Raw genomic sequence first — 16,902 nt, 5'->3', positions numbered from 1 at the left:
GCGTCCCCGCCGGCTCCGGCCGCGCCCGCGAGGCCGGTCGGTGCCCGGTACTCGCCGAAGACCTGCCGCAGCGCGCCCGCCCACTCGCCGGTGGTCACCCCGGCCCGCACGCACTGAAGCGTCGCGTCCATCAGGTTCGCCGTGGTCGCGGCGTCCGCGCGCAGTCGCGCCAGTGCCGCGTCCGCCGCCGCCGTGTCCCGGCCGGCCCGCCACTTGCGTACGGAGGTCGTGGCGGCCTCCTCGACGGCGGGGTCGACCTGCTCGACGGCCTCGGCGCCGGCCGCGGTCAGCGGCGACGGCTCGGTCTCGGTGTACCGGTTGACGCCCACGACCACGTCGGCGCCGGACTCCATGCGGCGCCGCCGTTCGGCCAGCGAGGCGACGAGCGCGCTCTTGAGGTAGCCGGTTTCCACGGCGGCCACCACGCCGCCCATCTCCAGCACCTTGTCCAGCTCGACGCGGGCGCCGGTGACGATCTCGTCGACCAGGGCGGTCATCACGTGCGAGCCGGCGAAGAGGTCGGGGTACTCCAGCAGGTCCGACTCGTACGCGAGCACCTGCTGCATGCGCAGCGACCACTGCTGGTCCCAGGGCCGGGGCAGCCCGAGGGCCTCGTTCCAGGCGGGCAGTTGCACCGCGCGGGCGCGCGCGTCACGGGAGAACGTGACGCCGAGCATCTCCAGCACGATGCGTTGGATGTTGTTCTCGGGCTGCGCCTCGGTGAGACCGAGGGAGTTGACCTGCACGCCGTAGCGGAACCGGCGCTGCTTCGGGTTCTCGACGCCGTACCGCTCGCGGGTGATCTCGTCCCAGAGCGCGCCGAAGGCCCGCATCTTGGCGATCTCCTCCACGAAGCGCACCCCGGCGTTGACGAAGAAGGAGATCCGCTGGACGACGTCGCCCATCCGCTCGGCCGGCACCTGGCCGGAGTCGCGGACCGCGTCGAGCACGGCGACGGCGGTGGCGAGGGCGAAACCGACCTCCTGCACCGGGGTCGCACCGGCCTCCTGGAGGTGGTACGAGCAGATGTTGACCGGGTTCCACTTCGGCATCTCGCGCAGCGTGTACGCGATGACGTCGGCGGTCAGCCGCAGCGACGCCGCCGGGGGGAAGATGTACGTGCCCCGGGACAGGTACTCCTTGATGATGTCGTTCTGGGTGGTGCCGGCGCAGCGGTGAAGCTCGGCGCCCTGCTCCGCGGCGACCGTGCCGTAGAGCCCGAGCAGCCACATCGCCGGCGCGTTGATCGTCATCGAGGTGTTCATGTCGGCGATCGGAATGCCGTCGAAGAGGGCCCGCATGTCGCCCAGGTGCGCCACCGGCACGCCGACCCGGCCGACCTCGCCGGAGGCCAGCTCGTGGTCCGGGTCGTACCCGGTCTGGGTGGGGAGGTCGAAGGCGACCGACAGGCCGGTCTGCCCCTTCGCCAGGTTGCGGCGGAAGAGCGCGTTGGTCGCGGCGGCCGAGCTGTGCCCGGCGTAGGTGCGCATCACCCACGGGCGGTCGCGTTCCGGCAGCCGACCCGGGAGAGCCTTCTCATCCATGGCCGGAGTCTAAGTTACCGTTCAGTCACCTGGGCTGTGGAAAACCACACAGGTCCATGTGGCGCGCATCCGGGTGCAGAGCACGCGGGCTGGGCGGGACCGCCACACCCCGGACGCCGCGCGGCGGGCCCGAGGTCGCACACTTGACGGCATGGATGACGAGCTGGCGATCTCCGTCCGGGGGCTGCGCAAGGCGTACGGGGACACCGTCGCCGTGGCCGGCGTGGACCTCGACGTCCACCGGGGCGAGGTGTTCGCCCTGCTCGGTCCGAACGGCGCCGGGAAGACCACCACCGTGGAGATCTTGGAGGGCTACCGCCGGCGCGACGCCGGTGAGGTGTCGGTGCTCGGCAGCGACCCGGCCGCCCCGGCGCGCGACTGGCGGTCCCGGGTCGGCATCGTGCTCCAGGGCACCGGTGAGTTCGACGAGCTGACCGTCGCCGAGGTCGTCCGGCACTTCTCCGGCTTCTACGCCGAGGCCGACGACCCGGACAAGGTGATCGAGCGGGTGGGGCTGGGCGCCAAGGCGAGGGCCCGTACGCACACCCTCTCCGGCGGCCAGAAGCGCCGCCTGGACGTGGCACTGGGCATCATCGGGCGCCCGGAGCTGCTCTTCCTCGACGAGCCGACCACCGGCTTCGACCCGGAGGCCCGCCGTGAGTTCTGGGAGCTGATCCGCGACCTCGCCGCCGCCGGCACCACCATCGTGCTCACCACGCACTACCTGGACGAGGCCGAGGCACTCGCCAACCGGGTCGGGGTGATCGCGCACGGCCGGCTGGTCGAGGTCGCCCCGCCGAACCGGCTCGGCAACCGGCAGGAGGCCCTGGCGACGGTCTCCTGGCGTACGCCGGAGGGGTCTGTCGAGTCGGCGGAGAGCGCGTCGCCGACGGTGCTGGTGGCGGAGCTGGCCGCGCGTTTCGGCGGCGAGGTCCCGGGCCTCACGGTGACGCGGCCGACCCTGGAGGACATCTACCTGCGGATGATCGGACACTGATGACGACCACGACGAAGCCGGCGACACCGGTCGCCGCCGCGCCGGTCCGGCGGATCGGGCCGGGCGCCCTCGCCCTGCGCCAGGGACGCCTGGAGATCACCCAGTTCCTGCGCAGCCGGGAGTCCGTCGTCTTCACGATGGGCTTCCCGGTCATCATGATCCTGATCTTCGCGGCGATCTTCAACGACGAGATCGCCCCCGGGGTCAGCTACACGCAGTACTTCATCACCGGCATGATCGCGACCGGCCTCATGACGGTCAGTTTTCAGAACCTCGGCATCTGGATCCCGATCGAACGGGACCGGGGGGTGCTCAAGCGGTACCGGGGCACGCCGATGCCGAAGTGGGTCTGGTTCGCCGGCAAGGTCCTCATGGTGGTGGCGATCGGCATCGCGGAGACCGCCGTGCTGCTGGCCGTGTCGGTCGCGCTGTTCGACCTCGACCTGCCGGCCACGGCGGCCACGTGGCTGACGTTCGGCTGGGTGTCGGTGCTCGGCGTCACCGCCTGCACCCTGTGCGGCATCGCCATCTCGTCGCTGGCCCGTACGGCCCGCAGCGGCTCGGCGGTGGTCACCCCGGTCGCCCTGGTCCTCCAGTTCATCTCCGGGGTCTTCTTCGTCTTCACCGAGCTGCCGAGCTGGATGCAGCAGGTCGCGGCCCTGTTCCCGCTCAAGTGGATGTGCCAGGGCCTGCGCTCGGTGTTCCTGCCCGAGTCGTTCGGCGGACGGGAGCCGGGCGGGTCGTTCGAGCTGGACCGGGTCGCCCTGGTTCTGGCAGCGTGGTGCGTCATCGGCCTGGTGCTCTGCCTGACCACCTTCCGCTGGACCACCAAGCGCGACGGCTGAGGTGCAAGGAACGCGGTGTGGGGCTGGTCGATGGGGGGCTTCGGGGCGCTGCTGCTCGCCGAGACCTACCCGGGGTGGCTGCGCGCGGTGGTCGCCTTCTCCCCCGCCGTACGCCCCGGCGACGTGGTGTTCGCCGGCGCGGAGCAGCTGCGCGGCACTCCCGTCGGCCTGTGGTGCGGCCGGCAGGACAGCTTCCTCGGCGACGTCCGCGCCCTGGCCGAGGCGCTGCCCGAGCCTCCGGTCCGCGCGGAATGGGCCGACGGCCGGCACAACTTCGCCTACTGGGGCACCGTCATCCCGGACGCGTTCGCCCTGCTCGGTGCCGCGCTGACCGCACCCCGGGAAGCGTGACGCCCCCGACCGGCGGCCGGGGGCGTCAAGAGGGGGCCCTTCCTTACACGCTCAGTAGCTGTAGAAGCCCTTGCCGGTCTTGCGGCCGAGGTCACCGGCGGTGACCATGCGCTGGAGCAGCTCCGGCGGGAAGAACTTCTCGTCCGCCGTGTCGGTGTAGATGTTCTTCGAGGCGTGCAGCAGCACGTCCACGCCGGTCAGGTCGGTGGTGGCCAGCGGGCCCATGGCGTGGCCGAAGCCCAGCCGGCACGCGGTGTCCAGGTCCTCGGCGGAGACGACGCCGGACTCGACGAGCTTGACCGCCTCCACGACGAGGGCGGCGATCAGCCGGGTGGTGACGAAGCCGGCGATGTCCCGGTTGACCACCACGACGGTCTTGCCGATCTCCTCGGCGAACGCCTTGGCGGTCGCCAGGGTCTCGTCGCTGGTCTTGTAGCCCCGGACCAGCTCGCAGAGCTTCATCATGGGCACCGGGGAGAAGAAGTGGGTGCCGACGACCGCCTCGGGGCGCTCGGTGACCGCCGCGATCTGGGTCACCGGGATGGCCGAGGTGTTGGTGGCGAGCACCGCGTCCGCCTTGCAGATCTTGTCGAGCGCGCGGAACACCTCGTGCTTGATCTCCAGCCGTTCGAAGACCGCCTCGACCACGACGTCGGCGTCGGCGGCCGCCTCCAGGTCGGTGGTCGTCGTGATCCGGCCCAGGGTCGCCTCGACCTCGGACGCGTCGATCCTGCCCTTCTCCGCGAACTTCTCCAGCGACTTCCGGATGCCGGCCAGGCCGCGCCCGGTGGCCGCGTCGTCCAGGTCCCGCAGCGTCACCTGCCAGCCCGCCTGCGCCGCCACCTGGGCGATACCCGAGCCCATGAGCCCGGCCCCGACGACCGCGAGTCGACCCGCCATCTGCTTCTCCCTCGCCTGTAAGAGTGTCTGTCAGCACCCTAGTCGGCGAGACTGAACGACTGCTAAGGCCCCGACGCCGCGCTGGTGGGAGGCCCGGGTCAGATGGACAGGTCGGGATCCTCCGGGCCGGTGCCGCGCTCGACCTGCACACCGAGCGCCCGCAGGTCCGCCACGAAGTCCGGGTAGCCCCGGTCCACGTGGTGCACGTGGGACACCTCGGTGACCCCGTCGGCGCAGAGCCCGGCGATGATCAGCCCGGCGCCGGCGCGGATGTCCGTGGCGCGTACCGGGGCGCCGGAGAGGCGGTCCCGTCCCCGGACGACGGCGTGGTGTCCGTCGGTCTTGATGTCCGCGCCGAGGCGCATCATCTCGTTGGCGAACATGAAGCGGCCGTCGAAGATGTTCTCGGTGATCAGCGACGCGCCGTCGCTGACGGCGGCCAGCCCGATCGCCATCGGTAGCAGGTCGGTGGCGAAGCCCGGGTACGGCAGCGTGACCACGTCCACCGCCCTCGGCCGGCCCTCCATCCGGATCCGGAACGCGTCCGCCCGGGTCTCCACGAGCCCGCCGGCGGACACCAGCTTGTCCAGGGCGATCTCCAGGAACGCCGGGTCCAACCCGGTCACGGTGACGTCGCCGCGGGTCATGGCAGCGCCGAAGGCCCAGGTGCCGGCGACGATCCGGTCCCCCACCGTGGCATGGCGCACGGGTCGCAGGGTGGGCACCCCGACGATGGTCAGCGTGGAGGTGCCGGCCCCGTCGATGAGCGCGCCCATCTGGTTGAGCATCGTGCAGATGTCGACGATCTCCGGCTCCCGCGCCGCGTTGTCGATCACGGTGGTGCCGTTGGCGAGGACGGCGGCCATCACCAGGTTCTCGGTCGCGCCCACGCTGGGGAAGTCGAGCACGATCTCGGCGCCGTGCAGGCCGTTCGGCGCCTCGGCGATCACGAAGCCGTGCTCACCGGAGATGTCGGCACCCATCCGGGTCAGACCGGAGATGTGCATGTCCAGTCCCCGGGAACCGATCGCGTCGCCGCCGGGGTGCGCCACCCGCACGTACCCGCGCCGGGCCAGCAGCGGCCCGAGCACGCAGATCGAGGCGCGCAGGCGGCGTACGAGGTCGTAGTCGGCCTCGGCGCCGGGCTCGTCGGGCACGTCGATGGTGACCGACCGGGAGCGGGCCACCCCGCCGTGCGCGACCATCGGGTCGACCGGGTCGTCCGCGTCGAACCGTACGCCACAGCCGAGGCGGCGCAGCACCTCGCCCATGATCGCGATGTCGGTGATCCGCGGCACGTTGGTGATCACGCTGCGGCCCGGGGCGAGCAGTGCGACGGCCATCAGTTTCAAGGCCGAGTTCTTCGCCCCGACGACGTGCACGCTGCCGGCCAGCCGGGCGTCTCCGCGTACCCGGATGACGTCGACGTCGTTGACCGCCGGGGCGCCCGCGTCACCGCGCCCCAGCCGGGGAGGCCAGGCGGCGGCCGCATCCGGCCGCTCGGGGATCGTCAGTTCCGGTATCCGTAGGCTGTGCGTCATGGCCGTCCACCTCACGCGCATCTACACCAAGGCCGGCGACGCCGGCATGACCAGGCTGAGCAACAACGAACAGGTGCCGAAGACCGATCCGCGGATCGCCGCGTACGCGGACGTCGACGAGTGCAACGCCGCGATCGGTGTCGCGCTCGCCCTCGGCCAGCTCGACGACGATCTGCGGGCCGTGCTCGGGTCGATCCAGAACGACATGTTCGACGTGGGCGCCGACCTGGCCACCCCGGTCGAGCCGGACCCGAAGTACCCGCCGCTGCGGGTCACCGAGGAGTACGTGGAGCGCCTCGAGGGCTGGTGCGACGAGTACAACGCACGCCTGAGCAAGCTCGACTCCTTCATCCTCCCCGGCGGCACCGCGGGCGCGGCGCTGCTGCACGTGGCGCGGACTGTCGCCCGGCGCGCCGAGCGTGCGGCGTGGGCCCTGGTCGCGCACGACCCTGATCGGACCAGCTCTCTCCCGGCAAAGTATCTCAACCGGCTTTCCGATCTGCTCTTTATCCTGTCAAGAACGGCAAATCCGGACGGAGATGTGCTATGGGTGCCGGGCGGTAAGCGCTGACCATCGGCGGGCTGCACCACGTCGAGGTCTGGGTACCCGACCTCGACGTGGCCAGCCGTAGCTGGGGGTGGCTCCTCGGCGAGCTGGGCTGGGTGCCGTACCAGGAGTGGCCGGCCGGCCGCTCCTGGCGGCTCGGCCCGACGTACCTGGTCATGGAGGAATCCCCGGCGCTGTCCGGGCGGGTGCACGACCGGCTCGCCCCGGGCCTCAACCACCTGGCCTTCCACGCGGGTTCACCCACCGCCGTGGACCGGCTGGTGGAGGCCGCGCCCGCGCACGGCTGGTCGCTGCTCTTCCCGGACCGGCATCCGCACGCCGGGGGCCCCGGGACGTACGCCGCCTACCTCACCGACAACCAGGGGTACGAGGTCGAGCTGGTCGCCGCACCGGATCGGTGACCGGATCGGGGCGGGTCAGGCGGCGGGCCAGTCCTGGGAGGCCAGACGCGGCGAGACCGCCCCCGGAGGGGCGGCCTCGAGCCAGGAGAGGAACCCGGTGACGGTGGATCGGGCCATCGCGATCTCCACCGGGGCGTGGTGGCTGGTACAGCGCAGGATCACCCAGTCGGCGGGCATGGAGAAACGCTCCTGCCCCTCGGGGAGCCGTCGCCGCTCCACCGCCAACCCCTTGCGGGAGAGCACCTGGCGGGGACGCAGGGCGAAGCTGAACATCCGGTACCAGCGGAGTTCGTCACCGACGAAACGGCCGAAGCCGGGAGCCCAGCCTCGGCCGTCGAGCATCGTGGAGGTCCGGACGCTGAGCCGGATGATGCCTCCGCTGCGGGTGACCAGCGCCCGCCGCACGAAGAGGATCAGGATCGCGCCGAGGATCACGGCGACGCCGATCGCGATCCCTTCGACGATCTCCATCGGCGGGTCGGCTCAGCGACTCTGCGCGGCGGAGACCGGGGTGGCGCTCTCGGCCAGCACGGTGACGCCCTCGGAACTCACCGAGAGGAAGCCACCGGCGACCTCGTAGGAAACCTGCTCGCCACCGGGGAGCTTGATCCGGACCTGACCGGGCTCGGCGAGTTGGCCGAGCAGGGGCGCGTGCCCCGGCAGCACACCCAGCTCACCCTCGGTCGTCCGGGCGACGACCATCTCGGCCTCGCCGGACCAGACCTTCTCCTCGACGGCTACGAGCTCGACGTGAAGCTGCTGTGCCACGCTGTCTCCTTGCTGCGGCGGCGGATTGTCGAAAGTCTAGTCCCGCCGCCGGAGCGCCCGAAACGCGGGTGGCGAGAGCTTCGCCACGCCTACTTGGTCTTGTTCTGGAATTCCGGGTGCTCGAGGAGGAACGCGTCGAGCTGGCCGTTCTTCAGCGCGGCGAAGAAGTCGTCCACCTCGGGCGCGAACTTCTCGCCCTTGTAGTTGCCGCCCTCGATGACTGAGCCGCCAGGCAGCTTCATCATCTGGATCGAGTCCGGCCGGATCCCCTTCAGGGCCAGGCCGAAGTCGACCACGCTGTGCCCGCGTCCGCTGAAGATCAGCGACTGGCCGGCGGCGCGCAGGACCTTGTCCAGCTTGATCGGGTTGGTGACGACGTCCGCGCTGAAGGCCTGACTCACCATCGCCTTGACGAACTGCTGCTGGTGGCGCTGGCGACCGTAGTCGCCGTCCGGCACGCCGTTCTTCGGGTAGCGTTGCCGGACGTAGTCCAGCGCCTGCCAGCCCTTGAGGTGCTGGGTGCCCTTCTGGTAGACGGCCTGCGGCCCGAGGTAGCCCCCGCCGCCCGGCCGCTCCTTCCGGTGGGTGCCGTCCGGCTCGCGGTGCTCCGAGCGCACCTCGCGCTCGATGTTCATCGTCACGCCGCCCATCGCGTCGACGATCTTGATGAAGCCGCTGAAGTTGATGATCGCACCCGCGTCGAACCGCGGGATCCCGGTGACCTGCTGCACCGTGCTGGCCAACAACTCGAAGCCCTGCGCGGCGTCCGGGTTCTGCCCGGCCTTGCGGCTGCCGTACGACATCGCCGCGTTGAGCTTGTCCTGGCCGCCGTTGAAGTCGGCCTTGCCGAACTGCGGGATCTGCACGTAGAGGTCACGCGGCAGGGAGAACAGGTACGCCCGGTCCAGCCCGGCGGGCACGTGCAGCACCATGACCGAGTCGGCCAGCGGCGGGGTCTCCGGCTTGCGGGGGTCGATGCCGACCAGCAGGATGTTGAGCGGGCCCTTGATGTCGCTCTTGCGCTCCTTGGCCCCGGCCGCCTGGTCGCCGAAGAGGTCGGCCTTGCCCACGGCGCCCTCGTAGCGCGCCATGAGCACCTCGGCGCCGACCAGGACCGCGCCACTGAGCACCATCAGGACCGTGCCGAAGACCGTGCAGATCCGGGCCCACCTCGGCACACCAGACCATATGGACGACTTCCCGCCGTCCTTGCCGGCCTTAACCACGAGCATCTCCGTTCGTCACGCCCACGAAGAGGAGACGGGCGCACGCAGCCGAATGGTTGCATTGCAGGATCCAGCGCTCGGGGGAACGCGGGATAGACGGTACCTCGCGTCCCGCATGATCGCCGACCGCGGAACCGGGCATCGGAGAGCATAGGTCCTGAAGATGAACAAAAGGCCGCCCCGGTGTTAACCGGGGCGGCCTTCGTGTCAGGGCCGGAGGATCAGCCCTCCGACATCAGTTCCTTCGCCTTGCGCTCGAGGTCCTCGAGACCGCCGCACATGAAGAACGCCTGCTCGGGGAAGTGGTCGTACTCGCCCTCGCTGATCTTCTTGAACGCCTCGATGGTCTCCTGGATCGAGACCGTCGAGCCCGGCACACCGGTGAACTGCTCGGCGGCGTAGGTGTTCTGCGACAGGAAGCGCTCGATCCGCCGGGCCCGGGCCACGGTGATCTTGTCTTCCTCCGAGAGCTCCTCGATGCCGAGGATGGCGATGATGTCCTGCAGGTCCTTGTAGCGCTGCAGGATCCGCTTCACCTCGGTGGCGACCTGGAAGTGCTCTTCGCCGACGAACTCCGGGGCGAGGATCCGGGACGAGGACGCCAGCGGGTCCACGGCCGGGTAGATGCCCTTGTCGGAGATCGACCGCTCCAGGTTGGTGGTCGCGTCGAGGTGGGCGAACGTGGTGGCCGGGGCGGGGTCGGTGTAGTCGTCCGCCGGCACGTAGATCGCCTGCATCGAGGTGATGGCCTGACCCCGGACGGAGGTGATCCGCTCCTGGAGCTCGCCCATCTCGTCGGCCAGGGTCGGCTGGTAACCCACCGCGCTCGGCATGCGGCCGAGCAGGGTGGAGACCTCGGAGCCGGCCTGGGTGAAGCGGAAGATGTTGTCGATGAAGAGCAGCACCTCCTGCTTCTTCACGTCGCGGAAGTACTCCGCCATCGTCAGCGCGGACAGCGCGACGCGCAGCCGGGTGCCCGGCGGCTCGTCCATCTGGCCGTAGACCAGCGCGGTCTTGTCGATGACGCCGGACTCGGTCATCTCGGCGATGAGGTCGTTGCCCTCACGGGTGCGCTCACCCACGCCGGCGAAGACCGAGGTACCACCGAAGTTCCGGGCCACACGGGTGATCATCTCCTGGATGAGCACCGTCTTGCCCACGCCGGCACCGCCGAACAGGCCGATCTTGCCGCCCTTGACGTACGGGGCCAGGAGGTCGATCACCTTGATGCCGGTCTCCAGCATCTCGGTCTTCGGCTCCAGGTCCGCGAAGGCCGGAGCCTTGCGGTGGATGCCCCAGTGGTCGTCCGGGTCGAGGGTCTCGCCCTCGGTCAGGTTGAGGCACTCGCCGATCGCGTTGAACACGTGGCCCTTGACCGTGTCACCCACCGGCACGCGGATCGGGCCGTTGGTGTCGCGCACCTCGGCGCCGCGCACCAGGCCGTCGGTCGGCTGCATCGAGATGGCGCGGACCAGGTTGTCGCCCAGGTGCTGGGCGACCTCCAGGGTCAGCGTCTTCTCACCGCCGGACAGGTTCACGTCCACCTTGAGGGCGTTGAACAGGGCCGGCATGGCGTCGCGCGGGAACTCGGCGTCGACGACCGGGCCGATGACCCGGACCACGCGACCCGTGGCCGTCTTGGTCTGTACTGGGGCAGTCATCACACTTCACTTCCCGACGCGGCAAGCGCGTTCGCGCCGCCGACGATCTCGCTGATCTCCTGGGTGATCCCGGCCTGACGTGCCGAGTTCATCTCGCGCGTGTACTTCTCGATCATCTCTTCGGCGTTGTCGGTGGCGCTCTTCATCGCCCGCCGCCGGGCCGCCGACTCACTCGCCGCCGACTCCAGCAACGCCGCGTAGATCCGCGTGTTGATGTACTTCGGCAGCAGCGCGTCGAGCAGCGCCTCCGCCTCCGGCTCGAACTCGTACGCCGGGAGCAGGCCCTCGGACCGCGGACGGTCCTCGACCTGCATCGGGCCGATGATCTTCGTGACCGGGTTCTGGGTCATCAGGCTGTGGAACTCGGTGTAGACGATGTGCAACTCGTCGACACCGAGCACGCCGTCCGCCCCGGCGGTGCCGTCCACGTCGTCCGCGCCGGCGGTGAACGCCTTGATCAGCGTCTCACCCACCTCACGGGCGTCGGAGAAGGCCGGCTGCTCCGAGAAGCCCGTCCAGCTCGCCGCGATCTGCCGGTTACGGAACCGGTAGAACGTCACGCCCTTGCGGCCGATCACGTAGAGCACCGGGTCCTTGCCGTCGGCCTTCAGCCGGGCGACCAACGACTCGGCGGTCCGGATCGCGTTGGAGCTGTAACCGCCGGCCAGACCGCGGTCGGCGGTGATCAGCAGGACGCCCGCCCGCTGCACCCGCTCGCGCGGGGTCAGTAGCGGGTGGTCGATCCGCGCGTTGGACGCCAGCGCGGTGAGCACGCCGGTGATGGCCTTGGCGTACGGCAGCGACGCCTCCACCCGGGCCTGGGCCTTGGCGATCCGGCTCGTCGCCACGAGCTCCATCGCCTTGGTGATCTTCTTCATCCCCTTCGCCGAGCGGATCCGCTGGCGAAGAACGCGAACCTGGGCTGCCATGGATCAGCTCTCGGCCGGGCGGTCGGTGGTGCCGTCGCGGAAGCGGGTCACCGTCTCGCGGTTCTCCTCGCCCTCGAGCGGCACGGCCGGGGCCTCGTTGATCCGACGCTCGTCCTCCTTGCCGAGGAAGAGCTGCTTGAACTCGCTGACGGCCGAGTCCAGCGAGCCGGCGATGTCGTCGCCCCACTTGCCGTCGGCGATCGACGCCAGGACACCCTCGTGCTTGTGCCGCAGGTACTGGAGGAACTCCGACTCGAAGCGGCGGACCTCGCCGACCGGGATGTCGTCCAGCTTGCCCTCGGTGCCGGCCCAGACCGAGACGACCTGCTCCTGCACCGGGTACGGCGCGTAGTTCGGCTGCTTGAGCAACTCGACCAGGCGGGCGCCGCGGGCCAGCTGGTTCTGCGAGGCCCGGTCCAGGTCGGAGGCGAAGGCGGCGAACGCCTCCAGCTCACGGAACTGGGCCAGGTTCAGCCGCAGCGAACCGGAGACCTTCTTCATCGGCTTGACCTGCGCGGCGCCACCGACCCGGGACACCGAGGTGCCGACGTTGATGGCCGGCCGGACGCCCTGGTTGAACAGGTCCGTCTCGAGGAAGATCTGGCCGTCGGTGATCGAGATGACGTTGGTCGGGATGAAGGCCGAGATGTCGTTGGCCTTCGTCTCGATGATCGGCAGACCGGTCATCGAGCCGCCACCGAGCTCGTCGGAAAGCTTCGCGCAGCGCTCCAGCAGGCGGGAGTGCAGGTAGAAGACGTCACCCGGGTACGCCTCACGGCCCGGCGGGCGACGCAGCAGCAGCGACACGGCACGGTACGCCTCGGCCTGCTTGCTCAGGTCGTCGAAGACGATCAGGACGTGCTTGCCGCCGTACATCCAGTGCTGCCCGATGGACGAGCCGGTGTAGGGGGCGAGGTACTTGAAGCCGGCCGGGTCGGACGCCGGGGAGGCCACGATGGTGGTGTACTCCATCGCGCCCGCCTCCTCCAGGATGCCCTTGATCGAGGCGATCGTGGAGGCCTTCTGACCGATGGCGACGTAGATGCAGCGGACCTGCTTCTTCGGGTCGCCGGAGCGCCAGTTGTCCCGCTGGTTGAGGATGGTGTCCAGCGCGACGGTGGTCTTGCCGGTCTTGCGGTCACCGATGATCAGCTGCCGCTGGCCCCGACCGATCGGGGTCATGGCGTCGATCGCCTTGATGCCGGTCTGCAGCGGCTCGTCGACGGACTGCCGGGACATCACGTTCGGCGCCTGGAGCTCCAGCTCCCGGAAGCCCTCGTTGGCGATGTCGCCGAGGCCGTCGATCGGCTGGGCGAGCGCGTTGACCACGCGGCCGAGGAAGGCGTCGCCGACCGGCACGGAGAGAACCCGCTCGGTGCGCTTGACGCGCTGCCCCTCCTCCAGCTTGGCGGAGTCACCGAGAACGACGACACCGATCTCCCGGACGTCGAGGTTCAGCGCCACGCCGAGCGTGCCGTCCTCGAACTCCAGGAGCTCGTTGGTCATGGTCGAGGGAAGACCCTCGACGTGGGCGATGCCGTCGCCGGTGTCGGAGACGGTGCCGACCTCCTCGCGGGAGACGTCGGCCGAGTAGGAGGAGACGTAGCGCTCCAGGGCGCCGCGGATCTCCTCCGTCGAGATGGTCAGCTCGGCCATCCTCTGCTTCCTTAAGTATCAGGGGCCCGGGATACCTAGTACCGACCGGTCCGAATGGCGTCGATCAAAGGGCTGCGAGGACGCTGGTCAGCGCTTCGCGAGCGCGTTACGGGTCTCGTTGAGGCGGCGCAGGACGGTGCCGTCGTACAGGTCGGAACCGACCCGCACGCTCACCCCACCGAGCACCTCGGGGTCGACCGTCTGCCTGACGGAAACCTCTCGACCGTACATCGCGGAGAGGCGGGCACCGAGGCGTCGCTCCTCGGAGTCACTCAGCGGGGCGGCCACGGTCACGTACGCGACCTGACGGTCCCGCCGGTCGGCGGCCAGCTCGACCAGCCGGGTGAGCGCCCCGGCGAACCGGCGGCCCCCGAATCCGGCGAGCGCAACCCCGACGAGGTAGCCGGTGACCGGCCGAGCCTTGCCGGCGAGCAGCTGGTCGGCCAGGGCCGCCCGGCGCTCGGCCGGCACCGTCGTGTCGGACAGCGCGTTGGCCAGCTCCGGCGAACCGGCGACGACCTGGCCGAAGCGGAACAGCTCGTCCTCGACCTCGCCCAGCTCACCGGCGGAGTCGGCGCTCGCCAGGAGCGCCTCGATGCCCAGTCGCTCGGCACCGTCGAGCAGCTCCGACGGAGCCGACCAGCGGCCGGAGACCAGCGAGGCGAGCAGGTCCAGCGCCTCGGCGCTGATCTTGCCCCGCAGCATCTCGCCGAGCAGACCGGAACGGTCCGCGCCGCTTCGGGCGGGGTCGGAGAGCGCGCGGCGCAGCCGCGTCTCACGCCGCAGCAGCGCGGCGACGGAGAGGATGTCGTCGGCGGTGGAGGCCACCGCCGACGGCTCCGCGCCGCGGACGTACGCGTCGAGGCGCTCGGCCGCGACCTTGTACGACTCCCGGCTGGCGGCCTGCATCAGCGGGCCCCCGTGCTCTCGAGGTTGCTCAGGAACCGGTCGACGGTGCCCTTGCGACGCGCCTCGTCGGCGAGCGACTCACCGACGATCTTGCTGGCCAGGTCCACCGCGATCGTGCCGACCTCGGTGCGCAGCTCGCGCACGATGGTGGCCCGCTCGGCGGCGAGTTGCTCCTTGCCGGCCGCGATGATCCGGTCGGACTCCTCCCGCGCCTTGGCGAGGACGTCCTGCCGGATGCCCTCGGCGTCGGCCCGGGCGTCGTCCCGGATCTTGGCGGCGTCGGTACGCGCCTCGGCGAGCTGCGCCCGATACTGCTCGAGGAGCTGGTTCGCCTCGGCCTGGGCGGCCTCGGCACGCTTGATGCCACCCTCGATCGCGTCGACCCGCGCCTGGAACGTCTGCTCCATCCGGGGGAACACGAACTTCATCAGCACGAAGCAGAGGACAGCGAAGGCGATGGAGCCGACCACGATCTCCTGCCAGATCGGCAGGATCGGGTTGTGGGTCGACTCACCACCCTCGGCGGCGAGCAGGAACATGGGAAACCTCCCGGTCGAGGGGGTCGGCTCAGCCGAAGACGAAACCGAAGGCGATGCCCAGCAGCGCGAGCGCCTCGATGACGGCGAAGCCGATCCAGACGTACGGCAGGGTCATCCGGGACGACTCCGGCTGGCGGGCCGTCGACTGGATGTAGGCGGCGAAGACCAGGCCGACGCCGATACCCGGGCCGATGGCGGCAAGGCCGTAGCCGATGGCGGCGGTGCTGCCCTCTACCGCGGCGAGAACGTCCATTGGTTGGTTCCTCCTGGTTATCACGCGTGACGGTCACGCGGGACGACAACGGTTGGTGCGAGGTGGACCAGTGCTCGCTCCCGAGCACCTGCCCGGTGGATCAGTGTTCGTCGGCGAGCGCGCCCTGGACGTAGCTCGCGGTCAGGACCGTGAACACGTAGGCCTGGAGGACGATCACCAGGAACTCGAGGAAGGTCAGCGCGATGGTCATCAGCCAGGAGAGCAGCGAGACCGGCGCGAGCCACGGGGTGGCGTTCAGCATCGCGAAGCCGCCGAGCGTGAACACCAGCAGGAGCATGTGCCCGGCGAACATGTTGGCGAAGAGACGGACGGCCAGCGAGAACGGCCGGACGAGGAAGGTCGAGAAGAACTCGATCGGGATCAGCAGCGGCAGGATGTACCAGGGCGCCGGCGGGATGAGCGAGTTCTTGACGAACTTGCCGAAGCCGTGGTGCCGGATGCCGACCCAGATGAACATCACGTAGCTGATCACCGCGAGCACGGCCGGGAAGGCGATGTGCGAGTTCGGCGAGATCTGCAGGAACGGCGTGATGGCGAAGAAGTTGGTCAGCACGATGAAGCTGAACAGCGCGGTGAAGTACGGCGCGAACCGCACACCCTGGTGCCCGAGCATGTCGACCGCGATGTTGTTGCGGACGAAGCCGTACAGGGACTCGGCGATCCACTGCTTCTTCGTGGGGACCAGCTGCGGGTTCCGGTACGTCGCCAGGAAGAAGATGATCAGCAGACCGACGGCCAGCCAGACCATCGCCGTGATCTTCGTGAACCAGTACGAGTTCTCCGCACCCCAGGGCAGGATGCTGGGCAGGTAGAAGTCCTCCACGCTGGGTGGGAATGCCGCCTGGCCCGCTGCCAGGACGTTCGCCTGTCCGAACACCGCGTCCCTTCCTATGTAGGCGTGCCGAGCTTGCGGATGACCAGGATGACGCCCCCGGCCATGCCGAGCACGATCCCGATCCCGGTGGCCACGCCGCCGAGGTCGAGCCACTGGTCGACCAGCCAGCCGATGACACCCCACACGAGCATGCCCGCGATCAGGTAACTGAGCGCGGTCCAACCCTGGCCGGCGCCGGGCGGAATGTCGTCCGGGCCGCCGGTGGGTCGGGGGTTCTGGTCACCAGCCATGACGGGGCGAACGATATCAGTCGGGAAGACGAGGCTGTGCCTCACCCCCCGCACAACCGTGGTTGTGTGGGCCTCTGCGGGCAGCGTCGTCTGTGGGCACGCTACTCCCCTTCCGCCAGCCAGAAAATGACCGTTGCCCGACACATTTCCGCGCCGTCCACTCTGTGGACGGCGACCGTTCAGCGGAGCCGGCGGGCGTGCACGGTGGTCAACCACCAGATGTGGACGCCGGTCCAGACCACCACGCCGGCGGCGATGCCGAGGCAGAGCGGCACCAGGCCCGCCCAACCGGTCGACGCCACGCCCACCATCACGACGCCGAGGAGGGTGAACTTGGCCGCGTACAGGCCGAGGCCGAACGGCAGCACCAGCTGCGGGTTGACGCTGTCGGCCCAGGCCAGCACCAGGGTGGTCACCGTGTAGCTGGCGACGGTGATCCCGACGCCGAGCGCCGCGCCGAGCGCCGCGTCGGCCCCGCCGACCAGGGCGCCCACCAGCGCCGAGACGGCCGCCAGCCCACCGGTGGCCGCGAGCAGGACCGGCAGGTGCCGGAGCCGCCAGCGCCGGTCGTCCCTTGCCCGCCCAGTCGCCCTCGTTGAGAGTCGCCACGATGTTCTTGCGGGCGTCCGGCTTGGCCAGCGGCGCGACCGCGTCCTCCAGGTCGAGGA

Annotated in this window: 20 protein-coding genes and 1 pseudogene; 5 read left to right on the top strand and 16 right to left on the bottom strand. The window is 70.1% G+C overall.

Annotation, left to right across the window (positions count from 1 at the left end; genetic code table 11):
- Positions 1-1,544, bottom strand: a 1,544-nt coding sequence (locus AB0I76_RS08760; RefSeq protein ID WP_357031903.1) for a methylmalonyl-CoA mutase family protein, incomplete at its 3' end; no start/stop codon positions are given.
- 151 nt (positions 1,545-1,695) lie between these two features.
- Here AB0I76_RS08760 and AB0I76_RS08755 point away from each other — a divergent pair.
- The 3 genes from AB0I76_RS08755 to AB0I76_RS08745 are packed head-to-tail and all read left to right on the top strand — an operon-like array spanning position 1,696 to position 3,737.
- Positions 1,696-2,541, top strand: a complete 846-nt coding sequence (locus AB0I76_RS08755; protein WP_357031900.1) for an ABC transporter ATP-binding protein — start codon at positions 1,696-1,698, stop codon at positions 2,539-2,541.
- Positions 2,541-3,386: an ABC transporter permease gene (locus tag AB0I76_RS08750; RefSeq protein WP_357031897.1), complete on the top strand. Its 846-nt coding sequence runs from the start codon at positions 2,541-2,543 to the stop codon at positions 3,384-3,386. Before AB0I76_RS08755 ends, AB0I76_RS08750 begins: the two co-directional genes overlap by 1 nt.
- 15 nt (positions 3,387-3,401) lie before the next feature.
- Positions 3,402-3,737 carry an alpha/beta hydrolase-fold protein gene (locus AB0I76_RS08745; RefSeq protein ID WP_357031893.1) on the top strand — a complete coding sequence of 112 codons (336 nt, stop codon included), beginning with the start codon at positions 3,402-3,404 and terminating at the stop codon, positions 3,735-3,737.
- A 51-nt stretch (positions 3,738-3,788) separates the two neighbouring features.
- On the opposite strand, the gene AB0I76_RS08740 is transcribed toward AB0I76_RS08745, so the two are convergent.
- Positions 3,789-4,637, bottom strand: a complete 849-nt coding sequence (locus tag AB0I76_RS08740) for a 3-hydroxyacyl-CoA dehydrogenase family protein (RefSeq protein ID WP_357031890.1) — start codon at positions 4,635-4,637, stop codon at positions 3,789-3,791.
- A 98-nt stretch (positions 4,638-4,735) separates the two neighbouring features.
- Complete coding sequence (gene murA, locus AB0I76_RS08735; protein WP_357031887.1) at positions 4,736-6,178, bottom strand: UDP-N-acetylglucosamine 1-carboxyvinyltransferase; 1,443 nt, start codon at positions 6,176-6,178, stop codon at positions 4,736-4,738.
- On the opposite strand from murA, the gene AB0I76_RS08730 reads away from it, so the two are divergent.
- Both AB0I76_RS08730 and AB0I76_RS08725 read left to right on the top strand, forming a co-directional pair.
- The gene (locus tag AB0I76_RS08730; protein ID WP_357031884.1) at positions 6,177-6,749 is read left to right on the top strand and encodes a cob(I)yrinic acid a,c-diamide adenosyltransferase; all 573 of its coding nucleotides are present in this window, start codon (positions 6,177-6,179) and stop codon (positions 6,747-6,749) included. The genes murA and AB0I76_RS08730 overlap by 2 nt on opposite strands.
- The gene (locus AB0I76_RS08725; protein WP_357031912.1) at positions 6,746-7,147 is read left to right on the top strand and encodes a VOC family protein; all 402 of its coding nucleotides are present in this window, start codon (positions 6,746-6,748) and stop codon (positions 7,145-7,147) included. The genes AB0I76_RS08730 and AB0I76_RS08725 overlap by 4 nt, the downstream gene beginning before the upstream one ends.
- 15 nt (positions 7,148-7,162) lie before the next feature.
- Here AB0I76_RS08725 and AB0I76_RS08720 read toward each other — a convergent pair whose 3' ends face one another.
- The 13 genes and pseudogenes from AB0I76_RS08720 to AB0I76_RS08660 all read right to left on the bottom strand — a co-directional run.
- Entirely contained in the window at positions 7,163-7,618 is a 456-nt protein-coding gene (locus AB0I76_RS08720; RefSeq protein WP_357031881.1) for a DUF2550 domain-containing protein, read from the bottom strand.
- 12 nt (positions 7,619-7,630) lie between these two features.
- Positions 7,631-7,915, bottom strand: a complete 285-nt coding sequence (locus tag AB0I76_RS08715) for a F0F1 ATP synthase subunit epsilon (RefSeq protein ID WP_117665593.1) — start codon at positions 7,913-7,915, stop codon at positions 7,631-7,633.
- Positions 7,916-8,004: 89 nt separating this feature from the next.
- Positions 8,005-9,147, bottom strand: a complete 1,143-nt coding sequence (locus tag AB0I76_RS08710; protein WP_357031877.1) for an LCP family protein — start codon at positions 9,145-9,147, stop codon at positions 8,005-8,007.
- 215 nt (positions 9,148-9,362) lie between these two features.
- A complete protein-coding gene (atpD, locus tag AB0I76_RS08705) occupies positions 9,363-10,802 on the bottom strand; it encodes a F0F1 ATP synthase subunit beta (RefSeq protein ID WP_357031874.1) in 1,440 nt (479 codons plus the stop codon).
- Complete coding sequence (locus AB0I76_RS08700; RefSeq protein ID WP_357031871.1) at positions 10,802-11,731, bottom strand: F0F1 ATP synthase subunit gamma; 930 nt, start codon at positions 11,729-11,731, stop codon at positions 10,802-10,804. The genes atpD and AB0I76_RS08700 overlap by 1 nt, the downstream gene beginning before the upstream one ends.
- Before the next feature lie 3 nt (positions 11,732-11,734).
- The gene (gene atpA, locus AB0I76_RS08695; protein ID WP_357031867.1) at positions 11,735-13,387 is read right to left on the bottom strand and encodes a F0F1 ATP synthase subunit alpha; all 1,653 of its coding nucleotides are present in this window, start codon (positions 13,385-13,387) and stop codon (positions 11,735-11,737) included.
- 87 nt (positions 13,388-13,474) lie between these two features.
- A complete protein-coding gene (locus tag AB0I76_RS08690; protein ID WP_357031864.1) occupies positions 13,475-14,296 on the bottom strand; it encodes a F0F1 ATP synthase subunit delta in 822 nt (273 codons plus the stop codon).
- Positions 14,296-14,835, bottom strand: a complete 540-nt coding sequence (locus AB0I76_RS08685; RefSeq protein ID WP_357031861.1) for a F0F1 ATP synthase subunit B — start codon at positions 14,833-14,835, stop codon at positions 14,296-14,298. The genes AB0I76_RS08690 and AB0I76_RS08685 overlap by 1 nt, the downstream gene beginning before the upstream one ends.
- 28 nt (positions 14,836-14,863) lie before the next feature.
- Entirely contained in the window at positions 14,864-15,088 is a 225-nt protein-coding gene (locus tag AB0I76_RS08680; protein ID WP_357031858.1) for a F0F1 ATP synthase subunit C, read from the bottom strand.
- Between the two features lie 100 nt (positions 15,089-15,188).
- Complete coding sequence (gene atpB, locus AB0I76_RS08675) at positions 15,189-15,986, bottom strand: F0F1 ATP synthase subunit A (protein ID WP_357031855.1); 798 nt, start codon at positions 15,984-15,986, stop codon at positions 15,189-15,191.
- Positions 15,987-15,997: 11 nt separating this feature from the next.
- Positions 15,998-16,234 carry a hypothetical protein gene (locus AB0I76_RS08670; RefSeq protein ID WP_357031909.1) on the bottom strand — a complete coding sequence of 79 codons (237 nt, stop codon included), beginning with the start codon at positions 16,232-16,234 and terminating at the stop codon, positions 15,998-16,000.
- A gap of 179 nt (positions 16,235-16,413) precedes the next feature.
- Positions 16,414-16,779: a hypothetical protein gene (locus AB0I76_RS08665; protein ID WP_357031906.1), complete on the bottom strand. Its 366-nt coding sequence runs from the start codon at positions 16,777-16,779 to the stop codon at positions 16,414-16,416.
- A gap of 22 nt (positions 16,780-16,801) precedes the next feature.
- A pseudogene (locus tag AB0I76_RS08660) lies at positions 16,802-16,902 on the bottom strand (CoA ester lyase); the annotation flags it as partial.

The sequence above is a fragment of the Micromonospora sp. NPDC049799 genome (assembly GCF_040656655.1).
Classification (GTDB): Bacteria; Actinomycetota; Actinomycetes; order Mycobacteriales; family Micromonosporaceae; genus Micromonospora.
This window is presented reverse-complemented; position numbering and strand designations above follow the sequence as displayed.